At 74.5% G+C, this 15,450-nt stretch carries 12 protein-coding genes; 2 read left to right on the forward strand and 10 right to left on the reverse strand.

Annotated elements, in window-relative coordinates:
• Positions 1 to 62 precede the first annotated feature (62 nt).
• The gene (locus IE305_RS25815) at positions 63 to 560 is read left to right on the forward strand and encodes a MarR family winged helix-turn-helix transcriptional regulator (protein WP_190132151.1); all 498 of its coding nucleotides are present in this window, start codon (positions 63 to 65) and stop codon (positions 558 to 560) included.
• Here IE305_RS25815 and IE305_RS25820 read toward each other — a convergent pair.
• From IE305_RS25820 to IE305_RS25850, 7 genes are all read right to left on the reverse strand, one after another.
• Entirely contained in the window at positions 519 to 1,349 is an 831-nt protein-coding gene (locus IE305_RS25820) for a response regulator transcription factor (RefSeq protein ID WP_229891529.1), read from the reverse strand. The two genes, IE305_RS25815 and IE305_RS25820, sit on opposite strands and share 42 nt — an antisense overlap.
• A gap of 304 nt (positions 1,350 to 1,653) precedes the next feature.
• Positions 1,654 to 2,790 carry a galactokinase gene (gene galK, locus IE305_RS25825; protein WP_190132153.1) on the reverse strand — a complete coding sequence of 379 codons (1,137 nt, stop codon included), beginning with the start codon at positions 2,788 to 2,790 and terminating at the stop codon, positions 1,654 to 1,656.
• Positions 2,787 to 3,773 carry a UDP-glucose 4-epimerase GalE gene (galE, locus tag IE305_RS25830; protein ID WP_190132154.1) on the reverse strand — a complete coding sequence of 329 codons (987 nt, stop codon included), beginning with the start codon at positions 3,771 to 3,773 and terminating at the stop codon, positions 2,787 to 2,789. The genes galK and galE overlap by 4 nt, the downstream gene beginning before the upstream one ends.
• A complete protein-coding gene (gene galT / locus IE305_RS25835; protein ID WP_190132155.1) occupies positions 3,770 to 4,813 on the reverse strand; it encodes a galactose-1-phosphate uridylyltransferase in 1,044 nt (347 codons plus the stop codon). Before galT ends, galE begins: the two co-directional genes overlap by 4 nt.
• Positions 4,814 to 5,059: 246 nt before the next feature.
• Positions 5,060 to 5,839: a response regulator transcription factor gene (locus IE305_RS25840; protein ID WP_229891531.1), complete on the reverse strand. Its 780-nt coding sequence runs from the start codon at positions 5,837 to 5,839 to the stop codon at positions 5,060 to 5,062.
• A gap of 332 nt (positions 5,840 to 6,171) precedes the next feature.
• Positions 6,172 to 8,136: a PQQ-binding-like beta-propeller repeat protein gene (locus tag IE305_RS25845; protein ID WP_190132156.1), complete on the reverse strand. Its 1,965-nt coding sequence runs from the start codon at positions 8,134 to 8,136 to the stop codon at positions 6,172 to 6,174.
• Between the two features lie 315 nt (positions 8,137 to 8,451).
• Positions 8,452 to 10,263, reverse strand: coding sequence for an ABC-F family ATP-binding cassette domain-containing protein (locus IE305_RS25850; protein ID WP_190132157.1), 1,812 nt, complete (start codon positions 10,261 to 10,263; stop codon positions 8,452 to 8,454).
• Between the two features lie 305 nt (positions 10,264 to 10,568).
• Here IE305_RS25850 and IE305_RS25855 point away from each other — a divergent pair, with 305 nt between their 5' ends.
• The gene (locus IE305_RS25855; protein WP_190132158.1) at positions 10,569 to 11,840 is read left to right on the forward strand and encodes an acyltransferase family protein; all 1,272 of its coding nucleotides are present in this window, start codon (positions 10,569 to 10,571) and stop codon (positions 11,838 to 11,840) included.
• A 77-nt stretch (positions 11,841 to 11,917) separates the two neighbouring features.
• On the opposite strand, the gene IE305_RS25860 is transcribed toward IE305_RS25855, so the two are convergent.
• From IE305_RS25860 to IE305_RS33575, 3 genes are read right to left on the reverse strand one after another with little or no spacing between them, the layout of a single operon-like run.
• Positions 11,918 to 12,856 (reverse strand): 4-(cytidine 5'-diphospho)-2-C-methyl-D-erythritol kinase, encoded by a 939-nt coding sequence (locus IE305_RS25860; RefSeq protein WP_190132159.1) that lies wholly within the window; start codon positions 12,854 to 12,856, stop codon positions 11,918 to 11,920.
• Positions 12,853 to 13,743, reverse strand: a complete 891-nt coding sequence (gene rsmA, locus IE305_RS25865; protein WP_190132160.1) for a 16S rRNA (adenine(1518)-N(6)/adenine(1519)-N(6))-dimethyltransferase RsmA — start codon at positions 13,741 to 13,743, stop codon at positions 12,853 to 12,855. The genes IE305_RS25860 and rsmA overlap by 4 nt, the downstream gene beginning before the upstream one ends.
• Entirely contained in the window at positions 13,740 to 15,347 is a 1,608-nt protein-coding gene (locus IE305_RS33575) for a resuscitation-promoting factor (protein ID WP_190132161.1), read from the reverse strand. Before IE305_RS33575 ends, rsmA begins: the two co-directional genes overlap by 4 nt.
• Positions 15,348 to 15,450: the final 103 nt, after the last annotated feature.

Genomic DNA, 15,450 nt, shown 5'->3' on the forward strand with positions numbered 1-15,450 from the left:
TCACCCCGCAAATATCTCGACGTCAAGAGACTTCATGTCGACACACCTACTACACTGACCTCATGGAGGACGAGGTCGATCGACTGGTGGCAGCCTGGCGCCGAGAGCGCCCTGACCTCGACGTGGAGCCCCTGGAGGTGCTCAGCCGCGTCAGCCGGCTCGCCCGGCACCTCGACCGCGCGCGCCGCACCGCCTTCGCCGAGCACGAGCTCGAACCGTGGGAGTTCGACGTCCTCACCGCGCTCCGCCGGGCCGGCGCGCCCTACCAGCTCTCCCCCGGGCAGCTGCTGACCCAGACCCTGGTCACCTCCGGCACGATGACCAACCGCATCGACCGCCTCGCCAAGCGCGGCCTGGTCCGCCGCGAACCCGACCCCAACGACCGGCGCGGCGTGCTCGTCCGCCTCACCGACGAGGGACGGGACCGCGCCGACCAGGCACTGGCCGGGCTGCTCGCCCAGGAGCGCGCGATCCTCGCCGAGCTGTCCCCCGCCCAGCGCGGCGAACTCGCCGGACTGCTACGCCAGTTGACCGCCCCGTTCGACAACGTCCCCGGCTAGGTCGGCCGGCCCCACCCCGGCCCGGCGCGCCAGCGCCACCGCGGCCAGCGTGGAGTGCACGCCGAGCTTCCCCAGCACGTTCTGCATGTGCGTACGGACCGTGTGCGGGGAGAGGTAGAGCCGCTCGGCCACCGCCTTGCGGCCCAGCCCCGCCACCATGCAGCGCAGCACCTCGCGCTCGCGCGGCGTGAGCGACTCCACCAGCCGTTCGCTCTCCGTACGGTGCTTGCGCGCCGCCGTCAGCTCCCGCAGCACGCCCGTGAGCAGCGCGGGCGGCAGATGCGTCTCGTCCCGCAGCACCCCGCGGATCACCGCGAGCAGCCGCGACAGCGAGCAGTCCTTGGCGACCCAGCCGCCCGCGCCCGCCTGGAGCGCGCCGGCCGCGCGCCGCGGGTCGTCCCGCTCGGCCAGCACCACCGTCCGCACCCCGGGATGCGCGGCGCGCACCCGGGCCACCAGCGAGATGCCGTCCACCACGCCGTCGCCCGGCCCGCCGCCGCTCTCGTGCCCGGCGTGTGCCGCGTGTCCCGGCGGCCCCGTGGGCCCCGGTGGCCCGGCCGGACGCGGCGCCTGCTGCGCCGGGTCCGGGCCGACCGTGCCGAGGTCGGCGTCGATCAGCAGGACGTCGAAGCGCCGTCCTTCACCGGCCGCGCGCTCCAGTGCGCGCAGCGCCGCCGGCCCGCTGCCGGCTGCCGAGACGTCCACGTCCTGTTCCGCCGCGAGGGCGGCGGCCAGCGACTCGGCGAAGATGCGGTGGTCGTCGACCACCAAGACCCGAATACGTGCCACAACCACCCCCAAGTCCCGACGGCAAGGCAGTGCGGGTACGGCGCCCGGAGCCGGGGCCGTCGCAGGCGCACGGCCGCCGCCGTGTCCCGCCAGGACCCCGCCCCGGGCGTCGTACCTGCCTGTCTCGCCCCCTGATCAGCGTCGGCCCCCACCGACGCTGTGCATCAGCGTACGGCCGGGGTGGGGCATCGGAAGCCGATTGGCAAAACTGCCTGGCCCAGCTGTTTATGGTGAGCTTTCTGTTCAGTATTGAGGCGGTGAACGTCCGGTTCACAACACTTTCGCGCCATCACGCCGAGCGCCGTCACGCCACGCGGCGTGCGCCCGCCGCCGCAACAGCTGGGAAGACGCGCGGCGGCCGGAACCCTGCGGTCGCGAAGGCGTCCCGGACGGCGCGTCCCACCTCGTCCGCGCCCGCCTCCTCCACCAGCACCACCGCCGAGCCGCCGAAGCCGGCGCCCGTCATGCGGGCGCCCAGCGCCCCGGCCGCGCAGGCCGCCGCCACGGCCAGGTCCAGCTCGGGGCAGGAGACGCGGAAGCCGTCGCGCAGCGAGCGATGGCCGGCGGTGAGCCACGGCCCGACGGCCCGCAGGTCCCCGGCCGTCAGCAGCGCGGCGACCGCGGCCACGCGCCGGTTCTCCTCGACGACGTGCCGCAGCAGCCCGCGCAGCCGCGGCGGTACGGCGGCGGTGGCCGGCTCCAGCTCCTCGTACGGCACGTCACGCAGGGCGCGGACGCCCAGGGCCCGCGCCGCCTCGTGGCAGCCGTCGCGCCGCCGCGCGTACTCCCCGGCGCCCACGGCGTGGGTCACGCCGGTGTCGACGACCAGCAGCCGCAGCCCCTGCGCGGCGAGCGGCAGCGGCAGCTGCCGGTACGTCAGGTGACGGGTGTCCAGGTGCAGGGCGTGGCCCTCGGTGCAGCAGGCGGACGCGGTCTGGTCCATGACGCCGCAGGGGACGCCGACGTGGGCGTTCTCGGCGTGCCGGGCCAGGCGGGCGATGTCCTCGCGGGCCAGCCCGAGCCCGTACAGGCCGTCCAGGGCGAGGGCGGTGGCGACGAGGAGCGCGGCCGAGGAGGACAGGCCGGCGCCGGTGGGGACGTCGCTCTCGACGTGCAGGTCGGCGCCGCCCACCGCGGCCCCGGCCTCGTGCAGGGCGCGGACGACGGCGGCGGGGTAGGCGGCCCAGCCGGGCGCCGGGTCGCCGGCGCGGACGCGGACGACACCGGGGGCGGCCGCCGAGTGCAGGTGCAGGACGCCGTCGGCGCGGGGGCGGGCGGCGACGTACGTGGCGTGGGGCAGGGCGAGGGGCAGCACCCAGCCCTCGTTGAGGTCGGTGTACTCGCCGATGAGGTTGACGCGGCCGGGGGCGGCCCAGACGCCGGCGCAGCCGGTGCCGTAGCGGGCCCGGAAGGCGGTGGCCGCGCGGGCGGCGGTGGTCACGGGGTGGTGGGGGCGGCGTCGCGGCGGGCGAAGTCCCAGGCGTCGGCGATGATGCCGGCGAGGTCGGTGCGGGTGGGCCGCCAGCCGAGGAGGTCGCGGGCGCGGTCGGCGGAGGCGACGAGGACGGCGGGGTCGCCGGGGCGGCGGGGGCCGGTGGTGCAGGGGATGGCGTGGCCGGTGACCTTGCGGGCGGTCTCGACGACCTCGCGGACGGAGAAGCCGGTGCCGTTGCCCAGGTTGCAGACGAGGTGCCGGCCGGGGCGGGCGGCGGTGAGGGCGAGGAGGTGGGCCTCGGCGAGGTCGGCGACGTGGAGGTAGTCGCGGACGCAGGTGCCGTCGGGGGTGGGGTAGTTCTCGCCGTGGACCCGGACGGCGTCGGCGCGGCCCAGGGCGACCTGGAGGACGAGGGGGATCAGGTGGGTCTCGGGGACGTGCCGTTCGCCGTGCGGGCCGTGGGCGCCGGCCACGTTGAAGTAGCGCAGGGAGACGGCGGCGAGGCCGTGCGCGGCGCACTCGCCGGCGATCATGTGGTCGACGGCGAGTTTGGTGGCGCCGTAGGGGCTGGTGGGCGCGGTGGGCGCGGTCTCGGTGAGGGGGACGGCGGTGGGCTCGCCGTAGGTGGCGGCGGTGGAGGAGAACACGAGACGGCGGACGCCGGCGTCGCGCATGGCGGTGAGCAGGTCGAGGGTGCCGCAGACGTTGTTGCGCCAGTACTTCTCGGGGTGGGTGACGGACTCGCCGACCTGGGAGGAGGCGGCGAAGTGGAGGACGGCGTCGTACGAGGCGTCGAGGTGCCGGGCGGCGTCCTGGACGCGGCCCTCGGTGAACGCGGCGCCGGCGGGGACGAGGTCGCGGTGGCCGGTGGAGAGGTCGTCGAGGACGGTCACCTGGTGGCCGGCGGCCAGCAGGTGGGCGGCGACGACGCTGCCGACATAGCCGGCGCCCCCGGTGACCAGGTACTTCTCGCTGTGCTTCCCGCTCACGGACCGGCTACCTCCCGCAGTCGTCGTGCCGCGGCCTCGGGCGGCACGTCATTGACGAACACGTTCATGCCGGATTCGGAACCGGCGAGGAACTTCAGCTTTCCGGCGGCGCGGCGGACGGTGAAGAGCTCGAGGTGGAGCGCGAACTCCGCGCGGTGGGGGTGGCGTACCGGCGCCTGGTGCCAGGCGGAGACGTAGGGCGTGGGCCGGCCGTCGCCGAAGAGGCGGTCGAAGCGCCGCAGCAGGTCCAGGTAGACGCGGGGGAACTCGCGGCGGGCCGCGTCGCCGAGCGCGGTGAGGTCGGGCACGCGGCGGCGGGGGTGCAGGTGCACCTCGTACGGCCAGCGGGCGGCGTACGGGACGTGGGCGACCCAGTGGTCGCCGTCGAGGACGATGCGGCGGCCGTCGGCGTACTCGCGGGCCACGGCGTCGTCGAAGAGGTTGCGGCCGCCGGTGCGGGCGGCGTGGGCGGCGGTGGTCTCCAGCATGCGGGCCGTGCGCGGGGTGACGAAGGGGTAGGCGTAGATCTGGCCGTGGGGGTGGGCGAGGGTGACGCCGATCTCCTCGCCGCGGTTCTCGAAGCAGTAGACCTGGGCGACGCCCGGCCGGGCGGACAGGGCGGCGGTGCGGTCGGTCCAGGTGGCGAGGACGAGGGCGGCGCGGTCCTCGCCGAGGCCGGCGAAGGACGCGTGGTGGTCGGCGGTGAAGCAGACGACCTCGCAGCGGCCGGTGGCGCCGGCGAAGGACGGGAAGCGGTTCTCGAGGACGGCGACCTCGTAGTCGGCGGCGGGGATCTCGGTGAGCCGGCCGTCGCGCGAGGGGCACAGCGGGCAGGCGCCCTCGGGCGGGAGGTGGGTGCGGTCCTGGCGGTGGGAGGCGATGGCGACGTGTTCGCCGAGGAGCACGTCGTGGCGGACCTCGACGGCGGGTGCGGCGGGCGGCAGGCCACGCAGGTCGGGGGCGTCGCGGCCGGCGTTGCCGTGGGAGTCGTAGTAGAGCAGCTCACGGCCGTCGGACAGCCGGGTCGCCGTCTTCTTCACACCGCCACACCGCCCTCCTCCGCGCTCCTCAGTCACCGCGGTGCTGCGGTGCCGCACGCGTGGCGCGGACCGCAGGGGACGCACGGGCCGCCGGGACCGCACCGGCACCCAACGAATCACGCGCGGGGGCGGCGGTCAACCACCCCCGGCCGCGCGGCACCCGCGTCCGGCCGCCCGGCAGCCGCCCGTCCGTCCGGCCGCCGGCACCCGGGCGCCCGGCGCGGCCCGCGCCCCGTCCCCGGGCGTCTACCGGGCCGTCGGGGGGCGGGGCGGGCCCGGGGGCAGGCCGCGCTGGAGGCCCGGCGGGGGGCCGGGGGCCTGCGGGGGCGCGGGCGGCGGGGCCGTGGGCTGGGCGGGGACGCCGGTGGTGGCGCGGTCCAGCAGGCCGGTGCGGGCGGCGAGCGCGGCGGCCTCCAGGCGGGAGCCGACGCCGAGCTTCATCAGCACCCGCTGGACGTGCGTGCGCGCCGTGCTGGGCGCTATGCCCATGCCCGCCGCGATCAGCCGGGTGTCCTCGCCCTCGGCCACCCGGACCAGCACCTCGACCTCGCGCGGGGTCAGCAGCTGGAGCAGCCGGGCGCCCTCGTCGTCGGGCTGGACGGCGGGGTTGAGCAGCTCCGTGAAGGCGCCCTGGAGCAGCTGGGGGTCGACGGCGGCCTCGCCGGCGCGGGCCTTCATCATGGCGCGCTCGACGCCCTCGATGCGTTCGTTGTGCCGGACGTAGCCGGAGGCGCCGGCGGCGAAGGCGGCGGCGATGCCGAGGGGGCTGGGCACGGGGCCGAGCACGACGACGGCGACCTGGGGCCGCTCCCGCTTGATGCGCACCACCGGGTCGAAGACGCCCGGTTCGGCCGGGGAGGCCGTGCCGAGCAGGCAGACCTCCGGGGCGCGGCTGATGACGAGCTCGGCCGCGCCGGCGCTCGGTGCGGCGGCGGCCAGCACGCGGTGGCCCCGCAGCTTCAGTGCCGAGGCGAGGGCCTCGGCCAGCAGACGATGGTCGTCGACCACCATGAGCCGCACGCCCATTGTGCTTCCCCCCTGATCGCCCGTCGCCACCCCTGGCGCCCGCGCGCGTCTCCCCGGCACCCTCTTGTCTCCGGAAGCTACACGCTTGTTCGACGTTCCGCGCCCCCTACCGGTGAGAAGTCCCCCGGAATGCCGAAATCCCTGCCAATCACGTGTACTTCGCGACTGAAACGGATCGTTCAGGCATGTACGCGCGATGGACAGGGATACGGCAGGCTTCCGGCAGGTTACGCCAGGGATGCGCCCGGAGCGCTCACCGGTGATCAGTCGGCGGGCGCCCCGGGGCGGCCCCGGGATCGCCCCGGAATCGCACCGGGATCACCCCCGTGGGCTCAGCTGGCGCCGAACACCATGGCCAGGTACTCCTTGCCGAGGCCGTAGGACCGCTGCTTCTCCCGGGCGTACTCGCCGCCCAGGAACAGCCGGTTCTGCGCCCACAGGGCGGGGTGGATGTCGGGCGACAGGTTGCTCTCGCTGTCGGCCGACTCGGCCGGGTTCTTCAGCAGCACCTCGGTCTTGAAGGTCTTCGAGTCGATCCGTACGACCTTGCCGCCGAGGCGGTAGGTGGCGCCCTGGTAGGCGATGACGGAGCCGTCCTGCTCGGTGCTCAGCGGGATCATCGTGGAGCCGGCGGTGCCCTCGGCCTTGCCCTTGGCCTGGCCGGTGGCGAGGTCGAAGCCGACGATCTCGTTGATGCGGCCGATCACGTCGGAGTTGCCGCTCTGGTGGTCCTCGGTCGGCATGAACAGCATGTCCTTGCTGACCGCGACCTTGAAGCAGCCCTCGACGTCGGTGGCCGGGCAGCGCGGCGTGTACTTCTTGTTCTCCGTGGAGATCTTGCTGCGCAGCTTGCCTTCCTTGGCGCTGTCGTCGATCGCCATGAAGTCGGACGTGAAGGTGCCCGCGTCGACCGCGATCACCAGCGGGTTCGTCGAGGCCACGTGCACGTACTGCAGGCCCGAGGGCACCTTGAAGCTCGACTGGACGGCGCCGGTGGCCGGGTTGAGGGTCTGCACCTGCATCTGCGGGCGCTCGTAGTCGCCGCAGCGGCGCACGGCCACGAGCTTGGAGCCGCCGGCGTAGCCGTCGTCGCGGCAGTCCTCGCCGCGCTTGGGCTTCCACAGCTCCTTGCCCTCGGCGAGCGACCAGGCGGCACCGCCGCTGACGCCGCCCGCGGCGACGGTGCCGCCGCCGACGGTGACCTCGTCGAAGCGGACGTCGTCGTCGCCGTCCTTGGCGGTCTTCTGCCACAGCTTGCGGCCGTTGTTCAGGTCGAAGGCGATGACCTGCGTGCAGGGGCCGCCGTACTTCTTGTCGGCGCTGGGCTTGCCGTCCTTGACGAGGATGGCGGTCTTGCCGTCGGCGGTGGCCTGCCGGGAGGCCCAGCAGATCTCGCCGTCGAGCGGCAGCTCCCACTTCTTGCCGCCGGACAGGCCGTAGCCGACGACCTTGTACAGGTCGACCTTGGCGAAGACCTGGTCGGTGGCCCACATGCCCTTGACGGACACGAGGTCGTCGGCGATGGGCTGGTCGACGCTGAACAGCAGCTTGGCGTCGGCGTTCTTCGGCAGGTCCTTGCCGCCGCCACCGCCGCCCTTGGTGTTGCCGCTGGCCTGGCCGGTGGGCTTGGCGTTCGGCTCGTCGCCGCCACCGCCCTTGGTGGCGAACCAGACGCCGCCGACGACGACCAGCGCGAGGGCCACGACGGCGCTCACGATGATGGCCATCTTCTGCTTGGACCCGCCGCCGGAGCCGGGGCCGCCGGGCATCGGGGCGCCGGGGTACTGGCCGGGGCCCGGGTACCCGCCGTACGGCGGCTGGGCACCGTACGGCTGCTGGGCGCCGTAGGGCTGCTGCGCGCCGTAGCCGCCGGGCGCGGCGCCGTAGGGCTGCTGCGGCGGGGGCGGCGGGGGTGCGGCGGCGCCGAACGCCTGGGTGGGCATGGCGGCGTGCGCGGCGGCGTCGGGGGTGCCCGGCGGGGGCGCGGCCGGGTAGCCGTAGCCGCCGGGTGCGCCGGGTGCGCCGGGGGCGCCCGGCGGGGGCGGCGGGGCATGGGGCGGCTGGGGTGCCTGGGGTGCCTGGGGTGCCTGGGGGTAGCCGTAACCGGGTTGCGCCGGTGCCGCGGGCGGCTGGGGGGGCTGCGCGGGCGGGGCCGGCGGCTGCGAGGGCGGCGGCGCGCCGAAACCGGCGCCGGGCTTGGGCTTCTCCCCGGCGTCCCCGGCGGGCGGGTCCTGCGGCGCGCCGAAGCCTCCGCCCGGCTGGGCCGGTGGCTGGGGCGGCTGGGGCGGCTGTGACATCAGCTTTCCTCTTTTGCGCGGGTCCACGGCCCGACCGGCCTCCCCCGCGATCCCGGTGGCACGGCGGCCCGGGGGCCGGGTGCGTCCGGGAAGGAGCGCATCGGGTGTGAATCCCGCCGGTGTGCGGCTGGCGAGCGGGTGTTCTTTGTATCACTCACCACCGACGGGCCACGGGCCGGTCTCAGCCGAATCCACCACCTGAGACCGGGCCGTGACGAGACTGTTGCGCCGCGAGCGCCGGGCGCCCGGCGCGGGACCCGCGCGCCGGGGTGCGCAGCCCGCGCGCCCCGGCATCCCCCCTTGGGGGGTGAACGGTCAGGCGTCCTCGGCCAGTTCCAGCCAGCGGGTCTCCAGCTCCTCGCGTTCGGCCGCCAGCTCGCGCAGTTCGGCGTCGAGCTTCGCCACCGCCTCGAAGTCGGTGGCCTGTTCGGCGATGCGCTCGTGCAGCTTCGCCTCCTGCTCGCCGATGCGGTCCAGGCGCCGCTCGATCTTCTGCAGCTCCTTCTTCGCCGCGCGCGCGTCGGCGGCCGGCTTGGCCTTCGCGGCCGCCGGCGCGGCCTGCGCGGGCACGGTGGGCGCGGCGGCGGCCTGCGCTGCGCGCTCGCGGCGCTCCAGGTACTCGTCGACGCCGCGCGGCAGCATGCGCAGGGTGCGGTCACCGAGGAGGGCGAGGACCCGGTCGGTGGTGCGCTCCAGGAAGTAGCGGTCGTGGCTGATGACGACGAGCGAACCGGGCCAGCCGTCGAGGAGGTCCTCGAGCTGGGTGAGGGTCTGGATGTCGAGGTCGTTGGTGGGCTCGTCGAGGAAGAGGACGTTGGGCTCGTCCATGAGGAGCCGCAGCAGCTGGAGGCGGCGGCGCTCGCCGCCGGAAAGGTCACCGACCGGCGTCCACTGCTTCTCCTTGGTGAAGCCGAACTTCTCGCACAGCTGCCCCGCCGTCATCTCGCGGCCCTTGCCGAGGTCGACGCGGTCGCGCACCTGCTGCACGGCCTCCAGGACGCGCAGCGTGGGGGCGAGTTCGGCGACCTCCTGGGAGAGGTAGGCGAGCTTGACGGTCTTGCCGACGACGATGCGGCCGGCGGCGGGCTGCTTCTCCCCCTCGGAGACGGCGGCCTCGGCAAGGGTGCGCAGCAGCGACGTCTTGCCGGCGCCGTTGACGCCGACGAGGCCGATGCGGTCGCCGGGGCCGAGCTGCCAGGTGAGGTGCTCGAGGAGCTGCTTGGGGCCGGCGGTGACGGTGACGTCCTCCAGGTCGAAGACCGTCTTCCCCAGGCGGGAGCTGGCGAACTTCATCAGCTCGGCGTTGTCGCGCGGCGGCGGCACGTCGGCGATGAGCTCGTTGGCGGCCTCGATGCGGAAGCGGGGCTTGCTGGTGCGGGCGGGGGCGCCGCGGCGCAGCCAGGCGAGCTCCTTGCGCATGAGGTTCTGCCGCTTGGCCTCCTCGGTGGCGGCGATGCGCTCGCGTTCGGCGCGGGCGAAGACGTAGTCGCTGTAGCCGCCCTCGTACTCGTGGACGGTGCCGCGCTGGACGTCCCACATGCGGGTGCAGACCTGGTCGAGGAACCAGCGGTCGTGGGTGACGCAGACGAGGGCGGAGCGGCGGGCGCGGAGGTGGCCGGCGAGCCAGGAGATGCCCTCGACGTCGAGGTGGTTGGTGGGCTCGTCGAGGACGATGAGGTCCTGGTCGGCGATGAGGAGCTTGGCCAGGGCGATGCGGCGGCGCTCGCCGCCGGAGAGCGGGCCGATGACGGTGTCCAGGCCCTGGGGGAAGGCGGGCAGGTCGAGGCCGCCGAAGAGGCCGGTGAGCACGTCGCGGATCTTGGCGTTGCCGGCCCACTCGTGGTCGGCGAGGTCGCCGATGACCTCGTGCCGGATGGTGGCGGCGGGGTCGAGCGAGTCGTGCTGGGTGAGGACGCCGAGCCGGACGTGGCCGGCGTGCGTGACGCGGCCCTTGTCGGCCTCCTCCAGCTTGGCGAGGATGCGGATGAGGGTGGTCTTGCCGTCGCCGTTGCGTCCGACCACGCCGATCCGGTCGCCCTCGTTGACGCCGAGGGAGACGCCGTCGAGCAGGGCACGGGTGCCGTACACCTTGTCGACGGCTTCCAGATTGACCAGGTTGGCTGCCATGGGGCTCCTCGCTCGTGGGACTGTCTCCAGGATCCCACGGGCCCCGGGTGGCGGGTCCCGGTCCCGGGGACGGAGGGCCCGGCGGCCCGCAGTCACCCTGGAGCGGAAGGTTCCGGTTCTCGGGGCGGGAGTGGAGGGCATTGCTCCGGGGGGTACGCTCCGCCGGGTGCCCTCATGCCAGAAGAGAGCTCTCTCACGACCGAAGGCGCCGATTTTTTGTCGCATTTCTGTGAGAATGCGCTGACGCCAGGTACCTGGACCGAGCAGATACCGAGCAGACACCGAACAGATAGGGAGAAGGCGGGATGCGTTTCGCCCGACGGGGGCCACTCGACGACGGGCGGATAACCGCCCCGGGTGCCCCGCCCAGGCTCTACGCCCTGGACGGCTTCCGCCTGGTGGCCGCACTCCTGGTGGTGTTCTACCACTACCTCGCCCTGAAGGGCGGCTGGGGGCACAGCCCCAAAACGATCTTTCCCACGCTGCACAAATACGCCCAGTACGGCTGGGTCGGCGTGGAGATCTTCTTTCTCATCAGCGGCTTTGTGATCTGCATGAGCACCTGGGGCCGGACCCTGGGTGATTTCGTGATCTCCCGGGCGTCCCGGCTTTATCCCGGATACTGGGCGGCGGTCCTGATCACCGCCGGGGTGATCATCACCTGGCCGCAGGTCCGCCAGGTCCACGACCTCGACGTGGTGCTCACCAACCTCACCATGCTCCAGCAGGGACTGGGCGTGTGGGACGTCGACGGCGTCTACTGGACGCTCTTCACCGAGCTCAAGTTCTACCTGCTGTTCGCCGTCGTCGTGGCCATGGGCGTCACCTACCGCCGCTGCGTCCTGTTCTGCGGCGTCTGGACGGTCGCCGCGGTCATCGCCCCCTCGGTGAACAACAAGCTGCTCACCACCTGGGCCATGCCGCTGTTCGCCCCCTACTTCGTGGCCGGCATCGCCTTCTACCTGATGTACCGCTACCGGCCCACCGCCGTCCTGTGGGGCATCGTCGGCATCTCGTTCCTGCTCGCCGACCACCACATGATCAAGCGCGTCAAGGACAACGTCGACCCGGGCGCCCCCTACTGGCCGGCCCGGCTGATGGTCCTGGTCGCCTTCGTGATCATGGCGATGATGGCGAACGGCTGGTTCAACCGCATCCAGTGGCGCTGGCTCACCACCGCCGGCGCCCTGACGTACCCGCTGTACCTGCTGCACCAGTACATCGGCCTGACGATCATCTACGCGCTCCGCGACCGCGTCCCCGCCCCGCTCCTCGTGGCCGGCCTCGTCGTGGTGATGCTGGGCGCCGCCTGGCTCATGCAGCGCTACATCGAGGTACCGCTGGGCAAGAAGCTGCGCACCGCCCTCAAGAAGGGCATGGCGGAGATCCGCCTGCACACCCCGGCCCCCCGCAGCGCCGAGCACTCCGGCCGCGAGCGCCCCGCCGCCGAGGATCGTACGCCGGCGCAGCCGCACCCGTACGAGCCGGTCGCCGCGACCGTGCCGGCCGCACCCCCCGTGGCGGCCCCGGCCCAGACCACGGCGCCCGCGCCGGACTGGTTCGGCCAGCGCTCCTGAGCGATGGACGCAACAAGAGGTGCCCCCGGCCGTCAGCGGCCGGGGGCACCTCTTTGCGTTCTTGCGTTCTTGCGTTCTCAGTGCGCCGTGGCGGGCTCGCACACTCGCGCCCCCGGCGCCGGGGACGTCGTCGTGCGGACCGTGCGGCAGGTGCCCGAGGCGCGCAGCGCCGCCGCCACCCGGTCCGCCTGCTCCGCGTCCGCCACCAGGAACGCCGTCGTCGGGCCCGAGCCCGAGACGAGGGCGGCCAGGGCGCCCGCGCGCGTACCGGCCTCCAGCGTGGCCGCCAGCGACGGGCGCAGGGAGAGCGCGGCCGGCTGGAGGTCGTTGCTCAGGGCGGCGGCCAGGGCGGTGGCGTCGCCGGAGCGGAGGGCGGACAGCAGGGCCGGGGAGGGCTCGGGGTCGGGGACGTCCGCGGTGGTGGCGCCCGTACCGGCGGCCTCGCGCAGGCGGTCGCACTCGGCGTACACGGCGGGCGTGGACAGGCCGCCGTCGGCGACGGCGAAGACCCAGTGGAAGGTGCCGCCCACCGGCAGCGGCTCCAGCAGCTCGCCGCGGCCGCGGCCCAGCGCGGCCTCGCCGACGAGGCTGAAGGGCACGTCGCTGCCCAGCTCGGCGCAGATCTCCAGCAGCTCCTCGCGGGAGGCGCCGGTGCCCCACAGGGCGTCGCAGGCGACGAGCGCGCCGGCGGCGTCGGCGCTGCCGCCGGCCATGCCGCCCGCCACCGGGATGTCCTTCGCGATGTGCAGGTGCACGGCCGGGGTGCGGCCGTGCCGGCGGGCCAGGGCAGTGGCGGCGCGGGCGGCCAGGTTGGTGGCGTCCAGCGGGACCTCGGCGGCGCCGGGACCCGCGCAGGTGATCCGCAGCTCGTCGGCGGGGGTGGCCGTCACCTCGTCGTACAGGCCGACGGCCAGGAAGACGTTGGCCAGGTCGTGGAAGCCGTCCGGGCGCAGGCCGCCGACGGCGAGCTGCACGTTGACCTTGGCCGGTACGCGGACCGTGACGGAGCGGGTCACTGGGCGGCGCCCTTCTGCTCGGCGATGGCGGCGAACTGGTGGACGGTCAGGGACTCGCCGCGGGCCTGCGGGGAGACGCCGGCGGCGACGAGGGCGGCCTCGGCGGCGGCGGCCGAGCCGGCCCAGCCGGCCAGGGCGGCGCGGAGCGTCTTGCGGCGCTGCGCGAAGGCGGCGTCGACGACGGCGAAGACCTCGGCCTTGGTGGCGGTCGTCTCGACGGGCTTCTCGCGGCGGACCAGGGAGACGAGGCCGGAGTCGACGTTGGGGGCGGGCCAGAAGACGTTGCGGCCGATGGCGCCGGCCCGCTTGACCTCGGCGTACCAGTTGGCCTTCACCGAGGGCACGCCGTAGACCTTGGAGCCGGGGTCGGCGGCGAGCCGGTCGGCGACCTCGGCCTGCACCATGACGAGGGTGCGCTCGATGCTGGGGAAGGTGTCCAGCATGTGCAGCAGCACGGGCACGGCGACGTTGTACGGCAGGTTGGCGACGAGCGCGGTGGGCGCGGGGCCCGGCAGCTCGGTGACGTGCATGGCGTCGGTGTGGACGAGCGCGAAGCGGTCGGCGCGGCCGGGCAGGCGCGCGGCGATGGTGTCCGGCAGCGCCGCCGCGAGCACGTCGTCGATCTCGACGGCGGTGACCCGGTCGGCGGCCTCCAGCAGGGCGAGGGTCAGGGAGCCCAGGCCGGGGCCGACCTCCACGACGACGTCGTCGGGACGGACCCCGGCGGTGCGGACGATGCGCCGGACCGTGTTGGCGTCGATCACGAAGTTCTGGCCGCGCTGCTTGGTGGGGCGGACCCCGAGGCGGGTGGCCAGGTCGCGGACGTCGGCGGGGCCGAGGAGGGCGCCGGACTCGCCGGACTCGTCTGTGCTGGGGCTGGAGCTCACCCGTGAAGTTTACGGCCGCACACGGGCCAGGGGCTCGCCCCCCGGCTGACGTACAGCTTCTTCGCGCGGAAGGTCTGCTCGGAGGCGGGCGCGTCCTGGGGGCGGCCGTCGCCGCCGAGGGAGCGCCAGGTGTGCACGTCGAACTGGTAGAGCCCGCCGTAGGTGCCGGAGGGGTCGACGGCATTGGGCCGGCCGCCGGCCTCGCACTGGGCGAGCGCCTGCCAGTTGAGGCCGTCGGCGCCCTGCACGGAGGTGGGGCGGGGTTTGGTGCCGACCTTGATGATCTCGGTGCGGGGCTGTTTGGCGATCTCGGAGGAGATCCGCTTGGGCTTCTGCTGGACACCGTTGACGGTGCGCAGCTCGTAGGTGACGCGTTCGACGCCCTTCTCGCCGCGCTGGGCGACGACCTCGGTGCCCTTGTAGAGGGTGGGGTCGTCGTGGCGTTCGGTGGCGTAGTCGATGGGGACCTCGCGGATCTGGCGGGTGCCGGTGATGCGCATGACGGAGATGGTCTGGCCCTCGCGGGGGAAGCTGTCGGGGTCGACGGAGGTGGTGTCCTCGCCGTTGAGGGTGATGCCGGCCTGTTCGATGGCCTCGCGGACGGTGGCGGCGTTGGTGCGGACGGTGCGTTCGCGGCCGTCGGCCATGAAGGTGACGGTGCGCTCGGTGCGGACGTCGAGGTCGAGGCCCTTGCGGCCGATGGCGGCGGAGCGGGACGCGGAGAGGTAGGCGCCCTCGGCGCGGACGCCGAGCTGGCGCAGGGCGGCGTCGACGGTGCGGGCGGTGGTCCACACGCGGTGCCGTTCGCCGTCGATGGTGAGGTCGACGGGGCGGCCGTAGCGGACGACGACGCGGTCGCCGGAGGCGAGGTCGTGGTCGGGGCCGGGGGCGACGATGTCGTGGTCGCCGACGGTCATGCCCTCGTCGGCGAGGAGCTCGGCGACGTCGCCGGCGAAGGTGTGCAGGGTGCGGGGCCTGCCGTCGATGCTGAGCTGGACGGATTTGTCGCCGGCGAGGAAGGCGGAGGTGCCGCCGGCGAGGAAGGCGACGACGAGGGCCTGGGGCAGGAGGCGGCGCAGCTGGTCGGTGCGGTCGCGGCCGGCGGGGCGCTTGCGGCGGTCGGCGGCGCGGCGGGCGGCCGCGCGGGACCCGGGCAGGGCGTCGGCGGGGACGGTGGCGGGGGTGCCGGGAGTGTCGGTGCCGGGTGCCTGCTGCGGGTCACCGTGCTGGTCGCCGGCCTGGCGGGGCAGGTGGGGGCGGCCGAAGGGCTCCAGCGGCTCGGCGGGGCCGTGCGGGGCGCCGGCCGTGGGCGGGCCGGACGGCCCGTACGGGTCGTGGAGGGCGTCGGGGGCGGGCGCGGGGGCGGCCGGCGCCGACCCGTAGGACCCGTACGGGTCGTAGGGCCCGGGGGTGCCGGGCGTCCCGTAGGGCCCGTACGGGTCGTACGGGACGTAGGGCTCGTACGGGCTCCCGTACGGGGCCTGGTGGTCCTGCGGCCCGTACGGGTCGTACGGGCGGTGGGGGTCGTACGGCGCGTAGGGGTCGTACGACGTGTTCGTCGTGGTGCGGGGCGCAGCCTGGGGGCTGCCCTGTGCTTGGCTCACGACACTCCCGCGGGGCACCTCGGTGGATCCGGCCAGGGGACGGGGACGACCTAGGTCCGGGACTGTAGCGGAGGGACTGTCACGGACCAAAGTCGTATGGTCA

The organism is Streptomyces mashuensis (genome assembly GCF_014654785.1).
GTDB lineage: Bacteria > Actinomycetota > Actinomycetes > Streptomycetales > Streptomycetaceae > Streptomyces > Streptomyces mashuensis.